This is a genomic window from Streptomyces sp. NPDC101165 (genome assembly GCF_044768135.1).
Lineage (GTDB): Bacteria > Actinomycetota > Actinomycetes > Streptomycetales > Streptomycetaceae > Streptomyces.
Map to the genome: position 1 here is coordinate 250,221 of NZ_JBIWPG010000011.1, position 17,790 is coordinate 268,010.

Sequence of the window (17,790 nt, forward strand, 5' to 3'; positions counted from 1 at the left end):
TCATGATTTCGACTCTGCTGGTCGCCAACCGGGGCGAGATCGCCTGCCGGATCTTCCGCACCTGCGGTGAGCTGGGAATCCGCACGGTCGCCGTGCACTCGGACGCCGACGAGAACGCGCTCCACGCGCGCGTGGCCGATACGGTGGTACGGCTGCCGGGGGCGACGCCCGCCGAGACGTATCTGCGCGGCGACCTCATCGTGAAGGCGGCGCTGGCCGCCGGCGCGGACGCCGTGCACCCCGGCTACGGCTTCCTCTCCGAGAACCCCGAGTTCGCCCGTGCCGTCCTCGACGCCGGCCTGGTCTGGATCGGGCCCCCGCCGGAGGCGATCGAGGCGATGGCGTCCAAGACGCGCGCCAAGGAGCTGATGGGGATCGCGCCCTTGGGCGAGGTCACCGAGGCCGACCTGCCGGTGCTCGTGAAGGCCGCCGCCGGGGGCGGCGGGCGCGGGATGCGGATCGTGCGCCGCCTGGACGAATTGCCGTCCGCGCTGGAGGCCGCGCGCGCCGAGGCCGCGAGCGCCTTCGGCGACGGCGAGGTCTTCGTCGAGCCGTACGTCGAGGACGGCCGCCACGTCGAGGTGCAGATCCTCGCCGACACCCACGGCACCGTCTGGACGCTCGGCACCCGCGACTGCTCCCTGCAGCGCCGCCACCAGAAGGTGATCGAGGAGGCCCCGGCACCGGGTCTGACCCCCCGACTCACCGAGGAGCTGTACGCGCTGGCCGTGCGCGCGGCCCGTTCCGTGTCCTACGTGGGCGCCGGCACGGTCGAGTTCCTGGTCGCCGACGGCAGGGCCCACTTCCTGGAGATGAACACCCGCCTCCAGGTCGAACACCCCGTCACGGAGGCGGTCTTCGGCCTCGACCTGGTCGCCGAACAGCTCCGCGTCGCCGAGGGCCACCCCCTCCCCGCCGAACCGCCTCGCGCACAGGGCCACGCCGTCGAAGCCCGCCTGTACGCCGAGGACCCCGCCCGCGACTGGGCCCCGCAGACCGGCACCCTGCACCGCCTCGCCGTACCGGCCGGCGTCCGTCTCGACACGGGCTACACCGACGGCGACACCATCGGCGTCCACTACGACCCGATGCTCGCCAAGGTCGTCGCACACGCCCCCACACGCGCGGAGGCGATCCGCAGGCTCGCGGGCGCGCTGGAGCGAGCGGAACTTCACGGCCCGGTCACCAACAGGGACCTGCTGGTGCGCTCCCTGCGGCACGCCGAGTTCGTGAGCGCCCGCATGGACACCGGCTTCTACGACCGCCACCTCACCGACCTGACCGAGCCCGCCCCCGCCCCGTACGCCCCCCTCGCCGCGGCCCTCGCGGACGCCCACGGCCGCTCCCGCTTCGGCGGCTGGCGCAACGTGGCGTCCCAGCCACAGGTCAAGCGGTACGAGATGGCGGGCGAGGAGCACGAGGTCCACTACCGCCACACCAGGGACGGCCTCACGGCAGAGGGAGTGCGGGTCGTACACGCCGACGCGCGCCGAGTCGTACTCGAAGTGGACGGCGTACAGCGCAAGTTCGACGTCACACGCCACGGCGACCAGGTGTACGTCAACGGGTCCCGCCTCACCGCCCTGCCCCGCTTCCCCGATCCCACCGCCCAGCTCGCCCCGGGCTCCCTGCTCGCTCCGATGCCCGGCACGGTCGTGCGCATCGCCGAGGGCCTGTCGGAGGGCGCGGCCGTACAGGCGGGCCAGCCCCTGATCTGGCTGGAGGCGATGAAGATGCAGCACCAGATCTCGGCGCCGGTCGCAGGCACGCTCACGGCCTTGCAGGTGAAGCCGGGACAACAGGTGGAGCCAGGCATGTTGCTGGCGGTAGTGCAGCCAACCTAGGGGCGCGGGACTGCATCGACATGCGGCTACCGCCGCGTGAGCGCGACCAGCCACGGATCACCTGCAGCCCGAAGGAGACCCATGACCACCCACATCGAATCCGAAGAGCACAAGGACCTACGGTCCGCAGTGGCCGCTCTGGGTAAGCGCTACGGCCGCGAATACCTCACCCGCACCATCGCCGAAGGAAAGCCCCTCACCGAACTCTGGTCCGAGGCAGGAAAACTCGGCTACCTGGGCGTCAACCTCCCCGAGGAGTACGGAGGCGGAGGCGGCGGTATAGCCGAACTCTCCATCGTCCTCGAAGAGCTGGGTGCAGCAGGCTCCCCCCTGCTCATGCTCGTCGTATCCCCGGCCATCTGCGGCACCATCATCTCCCGCTTCGGCACCGAGGACCAGAAGAGCCGTTGGCTGCCCGCGCTAGCGGACGGCACCCGTCTCATGGCCTTCGGCATCACCGAGCCGGACGCCGGCTCGAACTCCCACCGCATCACCACCACAGCCCGCCGGGACGGCACCGACTGGCTCCTCACCGGCCGGAAGGTCTTCATCTCCGGTGTCGACATGGCGGACGCCGTCCTCATCGTCGGCCGCACCGAGGACGCCCGCACCGGAAGCCTCAAGCCCTGCCTGTTCATCGTCCCGACGGACGCCGAGGGCTTCCGGAAGAACCCCATCGACATGGAACTCAACGCCGCCGAGAAGCAGTTCGAGCTGGTCCTGGACGACGTACGGCTTCCCGCCGACGCGCTCGTCGGCGACGAGGACGCCGGCCTGCTCCAGCTGTTCGCCGGCCTCAACCCCGAGCGCATCATGACCGCCGCCTTCGCGATCGGCATGGGCCGCTACGCGCTCTCCAAGGCGATCGAGTACGCCCGCGACCGTACCGTCTGGAAGGCCCCCATCGGCGCCCACCAGGCGATCGCCCACCCCCTGGCGCAGGCGCACATCGACCTGGAACTGGCCCGGCTGATGATGCAGAAGGCGGCCCATCTGTACGACGCCGGCGACGACATCGGCGCGGGCGAGGCCGCCAACATGGCCAAGTACGCGGCCGGGGAGGCCTGCGTGAGGGCCGTCGACCAGGCCGTGCACACCCTCGGCGGCAACGGCCTCACGCGCGAGTTCGGGCTCGCCTCGTTGATAACAGCCGCGCGCGTGGCTCGTATTGCTCCGGTGAGCCGGGAGATGATTCTCAACTACGTCTCCCACCAGAGCCTGGGCCTGCCCAAGTCGTACTAGGCAGCAGCCGCAGCAGCCGCTTGGAGGAACCGTGTTCCGCAGCGAGTACGCAGACGTCCCGCCCGTAGAACTCCCCATCCACGAGGCCGTCCTGGGCCACGCCGCCGACTTCGGCGACCAGCCGGCCCTCGTCGACGGCACGGACGGCACCACCCTCACGTACGAGCAAGTGGACCGGTTCCACCGGCGGCTGGCCGCCGCGCTCGCCGACGCCGGCGTACGCAAGGGCGACGTCCTCGCCCTGCACAGCCCCAACACGATCGCCTTCCCGACCGCCTTCTACGCGGCCACGCGCGCAGGCGCCTCCGTCACCACCGTGCACCCGCTCGCCACACCCGAGGAATTCGCCAAGCAGCTCGACGACAGCGGCGCCCACTGGATCGTCACCGTATCCCCGCTGCTGGAGTCCGCCCGCCGGGCCGCCGAACTCGCCGGCGGCATACGGGAGATATTCGTGTGCGACAACGCACCCGGACACCGCTCGCTGATCGACATGCTCGCCTCCGCCGCACCCGAACCGGAGATCGACTTCGACCCGGCCGAGGACGTCGCCGCACTGCCGTACTCCTCCGGCACCACCGGCGTCCCCAAGGGCGTGATGCTCACCCACCGGCAGATCGCCACCAACCTCGCCCAGCTGGACCCCCCCGTCCCGACCGGACCCGGCGACCGCATCCTCGCCGTACTGCCGTTCTTCCACATCTACGGCCTCACCGCCCTGATGAACGCGCCCCTGCGCAAGGGCGCCACGGTCGTCGTCCTGCCCCGCTTCGACCTCGAGACCTTCCTCGCCGCCATCGAGAACCACCGCATCACCGGCCTGTACGTGGCCCCGCCGATCGTCCTCGCCCTCGCCAAGCACCCAGCGGTCGCCCGCTACGACCTCTCCTCGCTGAAGTACGTCATCAGCGCCGCCGCCCCCCTGGACGCCGCTCTCGCCGCCGCCTGTGCCGAACGCCTCGGCCTGCCCCCGATCGGCCAGGCCTACGGCATGACCGAGCTGTCGCCCGGCACCCACGTCGTCCCGCTCGACGCCCTGCACCACGCGCCCCCCGGCACCGTCGGCAAGCTCATCGCCGGCACCGGGATGCGGATCGTCTCCCTGGACGACCCCGGCAAGGACCTCGCCCCCGGCGAGCCCGGCGAGATCCTCATCCGCGGCCCGCAGGTGATGAAGGGCTACCTCGGCCGCCCCGACGCCACCGCCGACATGATCGACGTCGACGGCTGGCTGCACACCGGGGACGTCGGGCACGTCGACGACGACGGCTGGCTCTTCGTCGTCGACCGCGTCAAGGAACTCATCAAGTACAAGGGCTTCCAGGTGGCCCCCGCCGAACTGGAGGCCCTCCTGCTCACCCACCCCGGCATCGCCGACGCCGCCGTCGTCGGCGCCTACAACGAGGACGGCAACGAGATCCCGCACGCCTTCGTCGTCCGCCAGCCCACCGCCGCCGACCTCGGCGAGAACGAGATCATGCTCTACGTCGCCGAACGCGTCGCCCCCTACAAACGCGTCCGCCGGATCACCTTCATCGACACCGTCCCCCGCGCGGCCAGCGGGAAGATCCTGCGCCGACAGCTCAGGGAGCACACGTGAGCGCACTCATCGGACGCACGCGCACGCGCGGCGTCGAAACCCTCAGCCTGGACTCCACCGACACCCGCAACGCCCTCTCGGCCACCCTCGTCGCCCAACTCGCCGAGGCCCTGACCGACTGCGGCAAGGACCCGGACGTCCGCGCGGTCGTCCTCACCCACACCGGCACCACCTTCTGCGCCGGCGCCGACCTGCGCGACCCACCCGACCCGGACGCACTGGTGGGCCTGCTCCGGCAGATCGTGGAACTGCCCAGGCCCGTGCTCGCCCGGATCACCGGACACGTCCGCGCGGGCGGCCTCGGCCTCCTCGCCGCCTGCGACATCACCGCCGCCTCCACCGCGGCCACCTTCGCCTTCACCGAGGTCCGCATCGGCGTCGCCCCCGCGGTGATCTCCCTCCCGGTGATCCCGCGCACCGACCCCCGCGCCCTCGCCCGCTACTACCTCACCGGCGAACGCTTCGCCCCCGCCGAGGCCGTACGCCTGGGCCTGCTCACCACCACCGCCGACGACGTCGACGAAGCCCTCGCCCCCGTCCTGGACGGCCTGCGCCGCTCCGACCCGCAGGCCCTGGCCGAGACGAAACAGCTGCTCACGGCTAGGGTGCTGGAGACGTTCGACCGGGACGCGGCCCAGCTGACCGCGCTCTCGGCCCGGCTGTTCTCCACCGCCCACGCCCGGGAGGGGATGACGGCCTTCCTGGAAAGACGGGATGCGGCATGGGTGGTGTGAGTACGGCGGAACGCGACCGGGTACCCAAGCAGGACCGCAGCCGGGCCACCCGGCAGCGGCTCCTGGAGGCCGCCGTGGCCTGCCTGGCCGAGCACGGCTGGGCAGGCTCCACCGTCTCCGTCGTCGCCGAACGCGCCGGCGTCTCCCGCGGCGCCGCCCAGCACCACTTCCCGACCCGCGAGGACCTCTTCACGGCCGCCGTCGAATACGTGGCCGAAGAACGCTCCACCGCCCTGCGCGCGCTCTTCCCGGACGGCCCCGCAGACCGCCGCGCCGTCGTCTTCGCCCTCGTCGACCTCTACACCGGCCCCCTCTTCCGCGCCGCCCTCCACCTCTGGGTCGCCGCCTCCGACGAGGAACAGCTGCGCCCGCGCGTGACCGAGCTGGAGGCCCGCGTGGGCCGCGAGACCCACCGCATCGCCGTCGACCTGCTCGGCGCCGACGAATCCCGCCCCGGCGTCCGGGAGACCGTCCAGGGCCTGCTCGACATGGCCCGCGGCCTGGGCCTCGCCAACCTCCTCACCGACGACACCGCCCGCCGCGAGCGCGTGCTCGCCCAGTGGGCTCTGCTGCTCGAGGAAACCCTGGGCTGAGGAAGCACCGGGCCGAGGGGTTACCGCGGGAGCGCGTTACCCTTGGGCCCATGCCTCCGATGCTCGTTCGCCGTCGCCACGTGGACTACGTGCGCGTCACGAGCATGGGCTGTCGGCCTTCCGCCTGACCCAGCCCCTTTTCTTCCTTTTACGGCATTCCGGGCGCCGCCCCACCCTCGGCGGCCCGCCCGTGGCCCACACACCCTGTGGACGCTCCCATGACGACGCATTCCGCGACGACCCCGTCGTACGACCAGCTCCCGATCATCGACCTGTCCGCCGCCGACCGCGGCCCCCAGGCCCGCGCCCTGCTCCACGCCCAGCTGCACAGCGCCGCCCACGACGTCGGCTTCTTCCAGCTCGTCGGACACGGCGTGACCCGGGCCGAGACCGACGCCCTGCTCACCGCCATGCGCGCGTTCTTCGACCTCCCCGAGGCCGACCGGCTCGCCCTCGACAACGTCAACTCCCCGCACTTCCGCGGCTACACCCGCACCGGCGACGAGCGCACCGGCGGCGCCCGCGACTGGCGCGACCAGCTCGACATAGGCGCCGAACGCCCCGCCCACGTCCCCGGCCCCGGCGAGCCCCCGTACTGGTGGCTGCAGGGCCCCAACCAGTGGCCGACCGCCCTCCCCGCACTGCGCACGGCGGCCCTGAACTGGATCGACAAGCTGAGCGCAGTGGCCCAGCGCCTCCTGCACGAGCTCCTCACCGCCATCGGCGCCCCCGCCGACTTCTACGACCCGATCTTCGGCGACCACGCCCACCCGCACCTCAAGCTCGTCCGCTACCCCGGCAGCGCGGGCGACGGCACCGACCAGGGCGTCGGCGCCCACAAGGACTACGGCTTCCTCACCCTGCTCCTCCAGGACACGGTCGGCGGCCTCCAGGTCCATCGCGAGGACGGCCTCTTCCACGACGTACCCCCGCTCGAGGGCGCCTTCGTCGTCAACCTCGGCGAACTCCTCGAAGTGGCCACCAACGGCTACCTGATCGCCACCAACCACCGAGTGATCAGCCCGCCCGGAGCAACGGAACGCTTCTCGGTCCCCTTCTTCTACAACCCCCGCCTCGACGCCAGGGTCGAGCCCCTGCCCTTCCCCCACGCGTCGACGGCCCCCGGCATCACCACCGACCCGGCCAACCCCCTGTTCGCCGAGTACGGCTACAACGAACTGAAGGGCAAGCTACGGGCACACCCGCTGGTGGCGGAACGGCATCACGCGAGCCTGCTGACCCCGGCGTGATCGACTCCCCTGACGCCCGAGCGCGCCGTACGCCGGAGCGTCAGGGACTGAGCCGCTCCACGTCCCACGCCCCGTCCGGCCGGGCCACATACCGCAGCCGGTCGTGCAGCCTGCTCTCGCGCCCCTGCCAGAACTCGACCGTCTCCGGTGCGATCCGGAACCCGCCCCAGTGCGGCGGAACCGGCACCTGCTCCCCCTCCTCCGGGTAGCGCGCGCCCAGCTCCTCGTACGTGGCGTCCAGCTCGTCGCGGGAGGAGATCACCGAGGACTGCGCACTGGCCCAGGCACCGAGCTGAGAGCCGTGCGGGCGGGTGTGGAAGTACTCCGCGGTCTCGTCCCGGCCCGTACGGCGCGCGACTCCCGTGACGATCACCTGGCGAGCGATCGCATGCCACGGAAAGAGCAACGAGATGTACGGGTTGTCGGCCAGCTCCCGGGCCTTGCGGGAGTCGTAGTTCGTGTAGAAGACGAAGCCGTCGGTGTCGTACTGCTTCATCAGGACCGTGCGGGAACTGGGCCGGCCCGCTGCGTCCGCCGTGGAGACGACCATCGCGTTGGGCTCGTACAGCGTCCCGTGCAGGGCGGCCCGGGCGGCGTCCTCGAACCAGCGGGAGAACTGGTCCATGGGGTGCGCGGCGAGATCCTTCTCGTCGAGGCCGGCGGCCTGGTACTGCTTGCGCATGGCGGCCGGATCGACGAGGGGGTCGGGGCTGAAGTCGCTGTCGGTCACGCGGTCATCCTGCCGTATCGAACGCGCGTGGCACTCAGTGTCGTGTGGGCTCCCCAACTATGGCACTCGGGGTTATCGTGCTTGTTCCCCTTGCGGTTTGGGTGACCACCGGTTGATCGGGGCATCACCGGGGTGACCGCCGCCGACACTTTCACAAGGAGCCGCCTGATGTCCGATTTCGTGCCCGGGCTCGAAGGAGTCGTCGCGTTCGAGACGGAGATCGCCGAACCCGACAAGGAGGGCGGCGCCCTGCGCTACCGCGGCGTCGACATCGAGGACCTGGTCGGACACGTCTCCTTCGGGAACGTGTGGGGGCTGCTGGTCGACGGCGCCTTCAACCCGGGGCTGCCGCCCGCCGAGCCGTTCCCGATCCCGGTCCACTCCGGTGACATCCGTGTGGACGTACAGTCCGCGCTGGCCATGCTCGCCCCGGTCTGGGGCCTGAAACCCCTCCTCGACATCGACGCCGACCAGGCCCGCGACGACCTCGCGCGCGCCGCCGTCATGGCGCTGTCGTACGTCGCCCAGTCCGCGCGCGGGCAGGGCCTGCCGATGGTGCCGCAGCGAGAGATCGACAAGGCGCACTCGGTCGTCGAGCGCTTCATGATCCGCTGGCGCGGTGAGCCGGATCCCAAGCACGTCGCGGCCGTCGACGCCTACTGGACGTCCGCCGCCGAACACGGCATGAACGCCTCCACCTTCACCGCGCGCGTCATCGCATCGACCGGCGCGGACGTCGCCGCGGCCCTCTCGGGGGCGGTCGGCGCCATGTCCGGACCGCTGCACGGCGGCGCCCCCTCCCGAGTGCTCGGCATGATCGAGGAGATCGAGCGGACGGGTGACGCCGAGGCGTACGTGAAGCAGGCCCTGGACCGCGGAGAGCGGCTGATGGGCTTCGGCCACCGGGTGTACCGGGCCGAGGACCCCCGTGCGCGCGTGCTGCGCCGTACCGCCAAGGAACTGGGCGCGCCGCGCTTCGAGATCGCGGAGGCGCTGGAGAAGGCGGCCCTGGAGGAGCTGCACAACCGCCGGCCGGACCGGGTGCTGGCCACCAACGTCGAATTCTGGGCCGCGATCATGCTGGACTTCGCGGAGGTGCCGGCCCACATGTTCACGTCGATGTTCACGTGCGCGCGGACCGCGGGCTGGTCGGCACACATCCTGGAGCAGAAGCGGACCGGCCGGCTCGTACGGCCGTCCGCTCGGTACGTCGGCCCCGCGGCGCGCAGCCCGCAGGAGATCGAGGGGTACGCGGACATCGCCCACTGAGGCGGGTCCGAACCCGCCGAACGCAGACGACCCGCGAGCTCTGGTCCTCCGCCTGTCGGCGGGGGCCGGCCGGACGTACCGGCGAGCTCGCGGGTCGGGTGACTGCTGGGATTGGGCCGGCTGCACGCGTCTGTCACGTGCTGGTCCGGCACCGCACTCGGTGTGGTGACGGGCCGCTAGCCCGCAGCCACCTCACGCGTCCGGTTCTCATACATCTGCCGAACCACCTCCCTTCTCGTGTACCGCACACACTAAGAAGCGGCCGGGCGGGACTCAACTGTTTTTTTCGCGTCGGACTCTTTCGCGATGGACGGTGCCCTGTTTCTCCTCCTACGGTTCCACGCATGAGTGATCTTCGGATCGAGCCCGTGGTCGACGACCATGAGCTCGAACAATGGCGCCACGTCCACAACGTCATCGTGCCGCCCGCCGCCATGTCCCTGGACGACGCCCGGGTGCGCCGTGAACGGTACCGGCTGGAGAACGCGTATCTGGGTGATGTGCTCGTCGGGTGTTCCACCGTGCGGCCACCGGTCGGGGAGGAGGGTGTCGCGACGGTCATCGCGCGCGTGCTGCCCGAGTTCCGGCGGCGTGGCTTCGGTACGGCGCTGTACGAGAACGGGCTCGCCCGCGCGCGTGTGCTGGGTGCGGGGGCGGTCGAGACGTGTGTGCTGGCCGTGAACGAGGACGGGCTGCGGTTCGCCGAGCGGCGCGGGTTCGTGGAGATCGACCGGTATGTGCTGGACGGGGAGACCGACGAGTGGGTCGATCTGCGGCTGGATCCGGAGCCCGGTGCCGGGCATTGATTCCTTCAATCTGCGGGAACAGGATGTGGGCTGTGTCACGTTCCAGTTGAATGAAGGCCAGTGAGCGAACCGAGCGCGACATGTGCGCCGACGCAGCCTCCAGGGGGTCCAGGTGAGTGCTTCCCGGCGGAGTGGGACCACCGACGAGCTGGGGCCGGACGAGCCCGAGCGGGGTGGTCCGCAGAGCCATGACGGGCCCGACGGCCCGGACGATTCCGGGGGCTCCGACCTGCTCGCCGCGCTGCTGGACGGCATGGACGCGGCGCTGTGTGCCTTCGATGCGGACGGGGTCGTCACGCACTGGAACCGGGAGGCCGAGCGGATTCTGGGCTGGACCGCGGCGGAGGCGGTCGGGCGGCACGGGTTCGCCGGGTGGGCGGTGCGCAGTGCGGACGCCGAGGACGTGCAGGAGCGTCTGATGTCGGCCATGCATGCGCCGGGTCGGCAGGTTCATGAGTTCGCCCTGGTCACGAAGGACGGTGGGCGGGTTCTCGTGCGGACTCAGTCGGCTGCCGTCCGGGGTCCGGACGGGAAGCCGGCGGGTCTGTACTGCGCGTTCAGCGAGGTGCATGCGCAGATCGATCTGGAGCGGTCCATCGCGTTGAGCGAGGCGCTGTTCGAGGACGCCTCCTGGGGTGTCGTGCTCGTCGACGCCGATCTGCGGCCAGCTGTGGTCAACGCGCATGCGGCTCGCGCGCTCGGTATCGGGCGTACGTCCGCGCTGGGGCGGCCGCTCGGCGAGTTGCTGGCGCAGGGTGTGGAGGAGCTGGAGAGTGCGCTGACCCATGTCCTGGCCGAAGGCGCGCCGCCCGCGCCCGCCGAGATGTGGGTGACCGTGCGGGTGCCCGAGGGCGAGAAGCGGCGCTGTTGGCGCAGTGGGTTCGTGCGGTTGGCCTCGCCGCTCGCGGAGGAGCCCGTGCCGCTCGGGGTCGGCTGGCTGTTCCAGGACGTCACGGAGGCCAAGCAGGGCGAGCAGGAGGCGGCGCTGCTGCGGTTCCGCAGCAATCAGCTGCACCGGGCGGCCCGGGCCGCCGCCGAGTGCGAGGACCCGGCGGAGGCGGCCACCGTCCATCTCGATTTCGCGCTTGCCGGTTTCGCCGACCATGCCCTGCTGGACCGTGTGGCGGGTGCCCTGCGCGTGGAGGGGGACGAGGCGGTTCCGGTCCGGCTGGTGCGGCTCGCGGCGACGCCCGCGGGTGCGCCGGGGCCGAGTCTGCTGTCGGGGGCGGCCGGGCTGCCGCTCCGGTACGAGGAGGGGCATCCGGCGTTGACGTGTGTCGAGCGGGCCGGGACCGTGCGTGCGGATGCCGGGTCGATTCCGGCCGAGCAGGCGCGCGAGTGGGCGCTGGCCCGGCAGTGGCCCGAGGACGCGGTGCACGCGCTGTGCGTGGTGCTGCGCAGCCGGGGGCGGACGCTGGGCGTGGTCACGTTCCTGCGCGGGGCCGGCCGCAGTCGTTTCGAGCGTGCGGACGCGGCCTACGCGGAGGACGTGGCCGTACGGATCGCGGCGGCGCTGGACCTGGCCGAGGCGGTGCGGGAGAAGCCGGCGGAGCAGTAGCCTGTGCCGCCACCGGTAGCGGGCGGTGGCCCGTGCTCAGTGCCGGTAGAAGATCCGGTCGGCGTACTCCGTCATGACGCGTGCGTTCCAGTCGTGGCCGCCGTCGACGTTGCCGGAGCGCAGCAGCGGGGGTTCGATGCCGCGGTCGGCGAGGGTGGCGGCCGCGGTGGCCACCACGGCCTGCATGAGGGCGGCGGTGACCACGGTGGAGGCCGGGGCGAAGGGGGCCGGGATGGTGTCGAGGGTGAGTTCGGCGTCGCCGACGGCGATCTTCGAGTCCAGGACGATGTCGCAGTGGTCCTTGAGGAAGGTGCCGGAGCTGTGCCGGGACTCGGTCTGCGTGGCGTAGGCCACGGAGGTGACGCCGATGACCCGCACGCCGAGGGTGCGGGCGCTGAGCGCCATTTCGACGGGCAGGGCGTTGCGGCCGGACAGGGAGATGATCACGAGGGCGTCGCCGGCGCGGAGCGGGGAGGAGTCCAGGACGGCGCTCGCGAGTCCGTCGACGCGTTCCAGGGCGGAGCCGAGGGTGGCCGGGGTGACATCGACGCCGACGACTCCGGGGACGGCGAGCAGGTTCATCAGGGCGAGTCCGCCGGCGCGGTATACGACGTCCTGGGCGGCCAGCGAGGAGTGTCCGGCGCCGAAGGCGAACAGGCGGCCGCCGGCGGCGACGGTGTCGGCGAGCAGGGTGCCGGCCGCGGCGATCGCCTCGGCCTCCTCCTCCCGGACCCGTTGCAGCAGGCCGATGGCGGCGTCGAAGAACAGGTCGGCAGGCGTGCCGTCGCTCATGCGGTGCCCCTTCGCAAGCGTCTGTGTCGCGGATCACCGTGCGGTCTGGACCAGTGCGGTGTCAATACGGGGGTGCGCGGACGGGCCATGCGCCGGTGCAGTCTTCACCGGGTGGTTTCCGCGGTGCGGCACGGTTGTCAGTGGTATCCGGCAGAATTGAATCCAGGGCCAGCGCACGCGCCGGAGAGCGGCGAGCTTCCGGCAGAGGTAATCGAGGGGCACGTATGTCCGGACTGATCGACACCACGGAGATGTATCTCCGCACCATCCTCGAACTCGAAGAGGAAGGCGTCGTCCCCATGCGCGCCCGCATTGCGGAGCGGCTGGACCAGAGCGGGCCGACGGTGAGCCAGACGGTGGCGCGCATGGAGCGCGACGGTCTGGTGTCGGTGGCCAGCGACCGGCATCTGGAGCTGACCGACGAGGGCCGCAGACTGGCCACGCGGGTGATGCGCAAGCACCGCCTCGCGGAGTGTCTGCTGGTCGACGTCATCGGCCTGGAGTGGGAGCAGGTGCACGCGGAGGCGTGTCGCTGGGAGCACGTGATGAGCGAGGCCGTGGAGCGTCGGGTGCTGGAGCTGCTGCGGCATCCGACCGAGTCGCCGTACGGCAACCCGATCCCGGGCCTGGAGGAGCTGGGCGAGAAGGACGGGGCCGACCCGTTCCTGGACGAGGGCATGGTGTCGCTGGCCGATCTGGACCCGGGCAGCGACGGCAAGACGGTCGTCGTGCGCCGTATCGGTGAGCCGATCCAGACCGACGCCCAGCTGATGTACACGCTGCGCCGCGCGGGCGTGCAGCCCGGTTCGGTGGTGAGCGTGACGGAGTCGGCCGGCGGCGTGCTGGTGGGCAGCGGCGGTGAGGCGGCCGAGCTGGAGGCGGACGTCGCCTCGCATGTGTTCGTGGCCAAGCGCTGAGCATGAGAGGGCCCCGGCGCCTTGTGGCGCCGGGGCCTGTCCTCCCCTGTGCTGACCCGGAGCCCCGAGCTCTCAGGGTCATCCCCTCGGACCGGTTTTCCCCGAGCGGTCCGCCTCCCGCCAGAAAGATCCCCTCGGCGGCGGCGATCATTCACCCCGGGGTGTCACTCGAATGAGGGGTGTTGTCCGCAGAGGCAGTATTTTCGAATAGGCATTCGATAGTCTGCGGCGGCAGTACGAGCGACAGTACGACTGCGACAACGGCAGTACACCGGTACGAGGCAGGCGGAGCTGGGGGGTGCCAGGCCGATGGCACGGCGTATCGATGTGGCGGGAACGGGCGGGGTGCGCCTGGCCGCGTGGGAGTTCGCGGACCCGCCCAAACCGGGGGCGGAGCCCGGGGCTCCCGGCGTGCTGTTACTCCACGGCCTGATGGGCCGCGCCTCGCACTGGGCGTCCACCGCCCGCTGGCTCGCCGAGCGCCGTCGCGCCGTCGCGCTCGACCAGCGCGGCCACGGCCGGAGCGACAAGCTCCCGCAGGCCGCGTACACCCGGGATGCCTACGTCGAGGACGCCGAGGCCGCCCTCGAACAGCTCGGTCTCGCCCCCGCCGTCCTCATCGGCCACGCCATGGGCGCCCTGACCGCCTGGCAGCTCGCCGCGAAACGCCCCGACCTGGTGTGCGGCCTGATCATCTGCGACATGCGGGCCTCCGCGCTCGGCTCGGCCTCGCAGCGCGAGTGGGCCGACTGGTTCCGGTCCTGGCCCGTCCCCTTCGCCACCCTCGCCGACGTCCGTAAGTGGTTCGGCGAGGACGATCCCTGGGTGGAGCGTCCCCAGCCCGCCCGCGGCGCCTTCTACGCCGAGGTCATGCAGGAGTCCGCCGACGGCTGGCGGCCCGTCTTCGAGCCGGAGCAGATGCTCGCGACCCGGGAGAGCTGGGTGTACGACGCGCACTGGGAGGAGCTGGCCCAGGTCGAGTGTCCCGCGCTGGTCGTTCGTGGCCTCGACGGTGAGTTGGGGCGGGCCGAGGCGCAGGAGATGGTGCGGGTTCTTCCGCGCGGGGAGTATGCGGAGGTGGCTGATGCCGGGCACCTTGTCCACTATGACCAGCCGGTGGCTTGGCGGTTGGCTGTGGAGCCGTTTCTTGAGGCTGTGCCGGCGGGTTGAGCGCCGTTCGCGTTCTCGTCTGCGTGGCTTCTTCGCGTTGGCGGGTGCGGGTTCGTTGTGGCTGGTCGCGCAGTTCCCCGCGCCCCTGGGTTGGTTGTCGGCGCCCTGTGGTGGAAAGGCGCCGTCAGCCCCGGCTCACCGCCGTCAGGATCTCCGGTAGGCGGGTCGCCGTTCGGGGGGCCGCCAGGCGCAGGCCCAGCAGGGTCAGCATCGCGCCGTAGCCCGCCCCCGTCGGCAGCAGTACCCAGCTCCATGCCTCCCCGTCCGCAGTCACGTTCAGCCAGATCGTCAGGGCGATCACGGGGGAGCAGAGCAGGGCCGCTGCGACCATGCCGCCGAAGATCGAGATCCAGGCCAGGCCGGCCTGGCCCGGGGCCACGTTCTTGTGGCCCTCCTGGGGGATGGAGTACGGGAAGCGGGCCGAGGTCCAGGCGCCGGTGGCCAGCATCGTGCCGAGGAGCGCGAGGGAGAGCCCCAGCGCCTCGGGGAGCCGGTCCCAGGCGTCCAGCAGCGCGGTCGTCAGGACGGTCACGAGGGTGGCGTACGGCAGGGTGATCACCAGCAGGGCCAGCGCCCGCCCGCGCAGCTCGGCGTGCGCGTCCCGCGTCGACGAGATGGTCAGGGCCACCATCCAGAACGCGGAGGTGTCCTGCCCGAACTGGTTGTACATCTGGATGCCGAGCATCCCGGCGGCGAAGCACGCGAAGTAGATCGACCCGGTGCCCTGCACCGCGTTGAACACCGGCACGATCAGCCCGATGGCCAGCGAGGTCACCCATGCGGCCTTGGTCTTCGGGTCGCGCCAGATGTAGCGCAGGGTGCGTTCCATGACCGTCCCCGTGCGCCCGTCGGGCAGCAGCCGCCGCAGCCCGGCGGAGGAGGTACGGTCCGGCGCCCCGGCGTTGAGAGCCTGGAGGGTGGACCCTCCCCCAAGCTTTCGGCTTCGCTCAAGCAGGGGGGACCCCCATGGCGAGGTCATCAGCCGTGTCAGAGTGCGCGCCCAGGCGGCGATCAGCAGGGCCAGCCCGGCGAACGACAGGGCGAGTTGGGCGAGGGCCGTGCCGTACGCCCCCTCGCTCGCCGATCGCACCGCCCCGACGGCCGAGGCGGGCGGCACCCAGGACAGCACGTCCGCCGCCGGCTGCAGCCGGCCGAGCCCCGCCGAACCCAGTCGCTGCGCGCCGAAGTTGACCAGCTGTGCCCCGACGGCGATCACCAGACCGCTCAGCACGGCCAGATCGCGCCCTTTCCGGCTGGTCAGCAGCCGTACGTTGGCTGCGGCGACGGCCCGCGCGAGCGCCACGCAGACCAGCAGCGCGAGGACCACGGCGACGACGGAGACGGCGTACCCCGCTGCCCCGTGCGCCACCGACAGCACGCATCCCACCAGCACCAGCAGGGTGAACAGCGGCCCGATGCCGACCAGCGAGGCGGCCAGCAGGGCCCGGACCAGCGGTCGGGGGCGCAGCGGCAGCATCACCAGCCGGGTGGGGTCCAGCGTCTCGTCACCGCTGGGGAAGAACAGCGGCATCACCGCCCAGCCGAGCGCCAGCACGGCTGTACCGGGGACGGCGACGGCCTCGGCGTGCGCGTGTCCGCGCAGCGCGACCAGGCCGAGCAGTTGCAGCAGTGCGAACAGCAGGGCGACGACGGCCGAGGCGACGAACGCGGCCCGTCGGCCCGCCGACTGCCTCAGTCCGCCTCGCAGCAGCGACAGCTTCAGTCGTACGACGGTGGAGGTCAGGCTCGTCATCGGGCCGCCCCGCCGCCCAGCCAGTCCAGGTCGGAGGCGGTGTCCCGGCCGTGCGCGCCCACCAGCTCCAGGAAGGCCGCCTGCAGGGTGGGGTGCTCCCCGCGGACCTCGGCCGCCGTGCCGGTCGCGCGGATGCGGCCCGCCGCCATGACGGCCACCCAGTCGCACAGCGACTCGACCAGCTCCATCACGTGCGAGGAGAAGACGACGGTGGCGCCGGAGGCGGTGTAGCGCTCCAGCACCCCCCGGATCGTCTGCGCGGACACCGGGTCGACGCCCTCGAAGGGTTCGTCGAGGAACAGCACGTCGGGATTGTGGAGGAGCGCGGCCGCGAGCCCGATCTTCTTGCGCATGCCGGTCGAGTAGTCCACGACGAGCTTGTGCTGCGCCCCGGCCAGGTCGAGCACGTCCAGCAACTGGGTGGCCCGCTTGTCGACCTCGGCGCCGGGCAGCCCCCGCAGCCGCCCCGAGTACCCCAGCAGCTCGCGCCCCGACAGCCGCTCGAACAACCGCAGTCCCTCGGGCAGCACCCCGATCCGCGCCTTCACGGCCACCGGGTCCCGCCACACGTCGTGCCCGACGACCTCGACGGACCCGTGATCGGGCCGAAGCAGCCCGGTCACCATGGACAACGTGGTGGTCTTCCCGGCCCCGTTGGGTCCGACCAGCCCGATGAACTTCCCGGCGGGGAGATCGAGATCGATCCCGCCCACGGCAACCTGCTGCCCGAACCGCTTCCAGAGCCCTCGCACGCGAACCGCAGCCTCTGTCATGCCCGAACCCTACGGCGGGGAAAAGCCTTCAGGGGCGCGGGACCGTGCCTGCTGTGCGGCTCGGACGTGTGGGCGCACGTCAGCGATCGCGACCGCACGCATAGGCCAGCGGCGAGATCAACTCCTCCGCGTCCGGCAGCCATCGGTTCGCCGGCGTGGGCCGACAGGCCCACTGCACAGCGCCACGCGAGCCGAAACGAGTCGGCGGAGCGGCCACGTAGCTTCCCTCGCCCAACGGCATGAGGTCCAGCGAAGCCAGCGACCACCCCAACTTCCGCACCAGGTCGGGAACCTTCACCGAACCCCCCGGCAGCACGAAGAACTGCATACGGCGGTCAGGAGTGAGCGTCACCGGGCCCAGGCTCAACTCCATCCGCTCCATGCGGGCCAGTGCGAGGAACCCCGCACTCTCCGGCACGGACAACGCGTCGAACGTACGTCCCGTGGGCAGCAGGATCGACGCCGTCGGCTGTTTCTGCCACATCCGGCGCGCGACGGTCGCACTGCCGGTCGCCTGCGTCGCCCAGTCGGGGCGCGTGGGGTGCGCACCCGGCGCGGGGCAGGAGGCATCGCCGCACGCGCAGCGCTGCACCCCGTCGACGGCTTCCAGCCAGGCGCCCGGGAACACGTCCCAGTGGCGCTCCTCGGCGTAGCGTACGGCGGTTTCCAGCAGCGATTCCCCGCGCTGCTGCGGAATCTGAGCGGCTTGCGTGCCTGCGATCGTCTCTTCCACGTTTCACTCAACTCCCGCACTCACCT

16 protein-coding genes are annotated in these 17,790 nt (G+C 71.6%); 11 read left to right on the forward strand and 5 right to left on the reverse strand.

Features of this window, described 5'->3' with window-relative positions; translation table 11 throughout:
* Positions 1–2: 2 nt before the first annotated feature.
* The 6 genes from ACIRVH_RS24945 (at position 3) to ACIRVH_RS24970 (ending at position 7,263) form a co-directional block, all read left to right on the forward strand.
* Positions 3–1,844, forward strand: coding sequence for a biotin carboxylase N-terminal domain-containing protein (locus ACIRVH_RS24945; RefSeq protein ID WP_403956807.1), 1,842 nt, complete (start codon positions 3–5; stop codon positions 1,842–1,844).
* 81 nt (positions 1,845–1,925) lie between these two features.
* Positions 1,926–3,086 (forward strand): acyl-CoA dehydrogenase family protein, encoded by a 1,161-nt coding sequence (locus ACIRVH_RS24950; protein WP_403956809.1) that lies wholly within the window; start codon positions 1,926–1,928, stop codon positions 3,084–3,086.
* A 31-nt stretch (positions 3,087–3,117) separates the two neighbouring features.
* Complete coding sequence (locus tag ACIRVH_RS24955; protein WP_403956811.1) at positions 3,118–4,686, forward strand: 4-coumarate--CoA ligase family protein; 1,569 nt, start codon at positions 3,118–3,120, stop codon at positions 4,684–4,686.
* Positions 4,683–5,420 carry an enoyl-CoA hydratase family protein gene (locus ACIRVH_RS24960; protein WP_403956813.1) on the forward strand — a complete coding sequence of 246 codons (738 nt, stop codon included), beginning with the start codon at positions 4,683–4,685 and terminating at the stop codon, positions 5,418–5,420. The genes ACIRVH_RS24955 and ACIRVH_RS24960 overlap by 4 nt, the downstream gene beginning before the upstream one ends.
* Positions 5,408–6,013: a TetR/AcrR family transcriptional regulator gene (locus tag ACIRVH_RS24965; RefSeq protein ID WP_403956815.1), complete on the forward strand. Its 606-nt coding sequence runs from the start codon at positions 5,408–5,410 to the stop codon at positions 6,011–6,013. Before ACIRVH_RS24960 ends, ACIRVH_RS24965 begins: the two co-directional genes overlap by 13 nt.
* Positions 6,014–6,231: 218 nt before the next feature.
* The gene (locus tag ACIRVH_RS24970; protein ID WP_403956817.1) at positions 6,232–7,263 is read left to right on the forward strand and encodes an isopenicillin N synthase family dioxygenase; all 1,032 of its coding nucleotides are present in this window, start codon (positions 6,232–6,234) and stop codon (positions 7,261–7,263) included.
* 40 nt (positions 7,264–7,303) lie between these two features.
* On the opposite strand, the gene pdxH is transcribed toward ACIRVH_RS24970, so the two are convergent.
* Positions 7,304–7,993, reverse strand: a complete 690-nt coding sequence (pdxH, locus tag ACIRVH_RS24975; RefSeq protein WP_403956819.1) for a pyridoxamine 5'-phosphate oxidase — start codon at positions 7,991–7,993, stop codon at positions 7,304–7,306.
* Between the two features lie 168 nt (positions 7,994–8,161).
* On the opposite strand from pdxH, the gene ACIRVH_RS24980 reads away from it, so the two are divergent.
* The 3 genes from ACIRVH_RS24980 to ACIRVH_RS24990 all read left to right on the forward strand — a co-directional run bounded on the left by ACIRVH_RS24980 (position 8,162) and on the right by ACIRVH_RS24990 (position 11,626).
* Positions 8,162–9,262, forward strand: a complete 1,101-nt coding sequence (locus ACIRVH_RS24980) for a citrate synthase 2 (protein ID WP_403956821.1) — start codon at positions 8,162–8,164, stop codon at positions 9,260–9,262.
* Between the two features lie 344 nt (positions 9,263–9,606).
* Positions 9,607–10,068, forward strand: a complete 462-nt coding sequence (locus tag ACIRVH_RS24985; protein WP_403956824.1) for a GNAT family N-acetyltransferase — start codon at positions 9,607–9,609, stop codon at positions 10,066–10,068.
* Positions 10,069–10,180: 112 nt separating this feature from the next.
* On the forward strand, positions 10,181–11,626 hold the full coding sequence (locus tag ACIRVH_RS24990; protein WP_403956827.1) for a PAS domain-containing protein: 1,446 nt from the start codon (positions 10,181–10,183) through the stop codon (positions 11,624–11,626).
* A 36-nt stretch (positions 11,627–11,662) separates the two neighbouring features.
* Here the strand turns inward: ACIRVH_RS24990 and ACIRVH_RS24995 are convergent, their stop codons facing one another.
* Positions 11,663–12,418, reverse strand: a complete 756-nt coding sequence (locus ACIRVH_RS24995) for an SIS domain-containing protein (RefSeq protein WP_403956830.1) — start codon at positions 12,416–12,418, stop codon at positions 11,663–11,665.
* 224 nt (positions 12,419–12,642) lie between these two features.
* On the opposite strand from ACIRVH_RS24995, the gene ACIRVH_RS25000 reads away from it, so the two are divergent.
* Positions 12,643–13,335: a metal-dependent transcriptional regulator gene (locus tag ACIRVH_RS25000; protein WP_067120881.1), complete on the forward strand. Its 693-nt coding sequence runs from the start codon at positions 12,643–12,645 to the stop codon at positions 13,333–13,335.
* Between the two features lie 309 nt (positions 13,336–13,644).
* Positions 13,645–14,505, forward strand: coding sequence for an alpha/beta fold hydrolase (locus ACIRVH_RS25005; protein WP_403956833.1), 861 nt, complete (start codon positions 13,645–13,647; stop codon positions 14,503–14,505).
* Between the two features lie 124 nt (positions 14,506–14,629).
* Here ACIRVH_RS25005 and ACIRVH_RS25010 read toward each other — a convergent pair whose 3' ends face one another.
* The 3 genes from ACIRVH_RS25010 to ACIRVH_RS25020 form a co-directional block, all read right to left on the reverse strand.
* A complete protein-coding gene (locus tag ACIRVH_RS25010; RefSeq protein WP_403956836.1) occupies positions 14,630–16,258 on the reverse strand; it encodes a transporter in 1,629 nt (542 codons plus the stop codon).
* The gene (locus tag ACIRVH_RS25015; RefSeq protein ID WP_403956838.1) at positions 16,255–17,031 is read right to left on the reverse strand and encodes an ABC transporter ATP-binding protein; all 777 of its coding nucleotides are present in this window, start codon (positions 17,029–17,031) and stop codon (positions 16,255–16,257) included. The genes ACIRVH_RS25010 and ACIRVH_RS25015 overlap by 4 nt, the downstream gene beginning before the upstream one ends.
* Positions 17,032–17,110: 79 nt before the next feature.
* Positions 17,111–17,764, reverse strand: a complete 654-nt coding sequence (locus tag ACIRVH_RS25020; RefSeq protein WP_403956841.1) for a bifunctional DNA primase/polymerase — start codon at positions 17,762–17,764, stop codon at positions 17,111–17,113.
* Positions 17,765–17,790 lie beyond the last annotated feature (26 nt).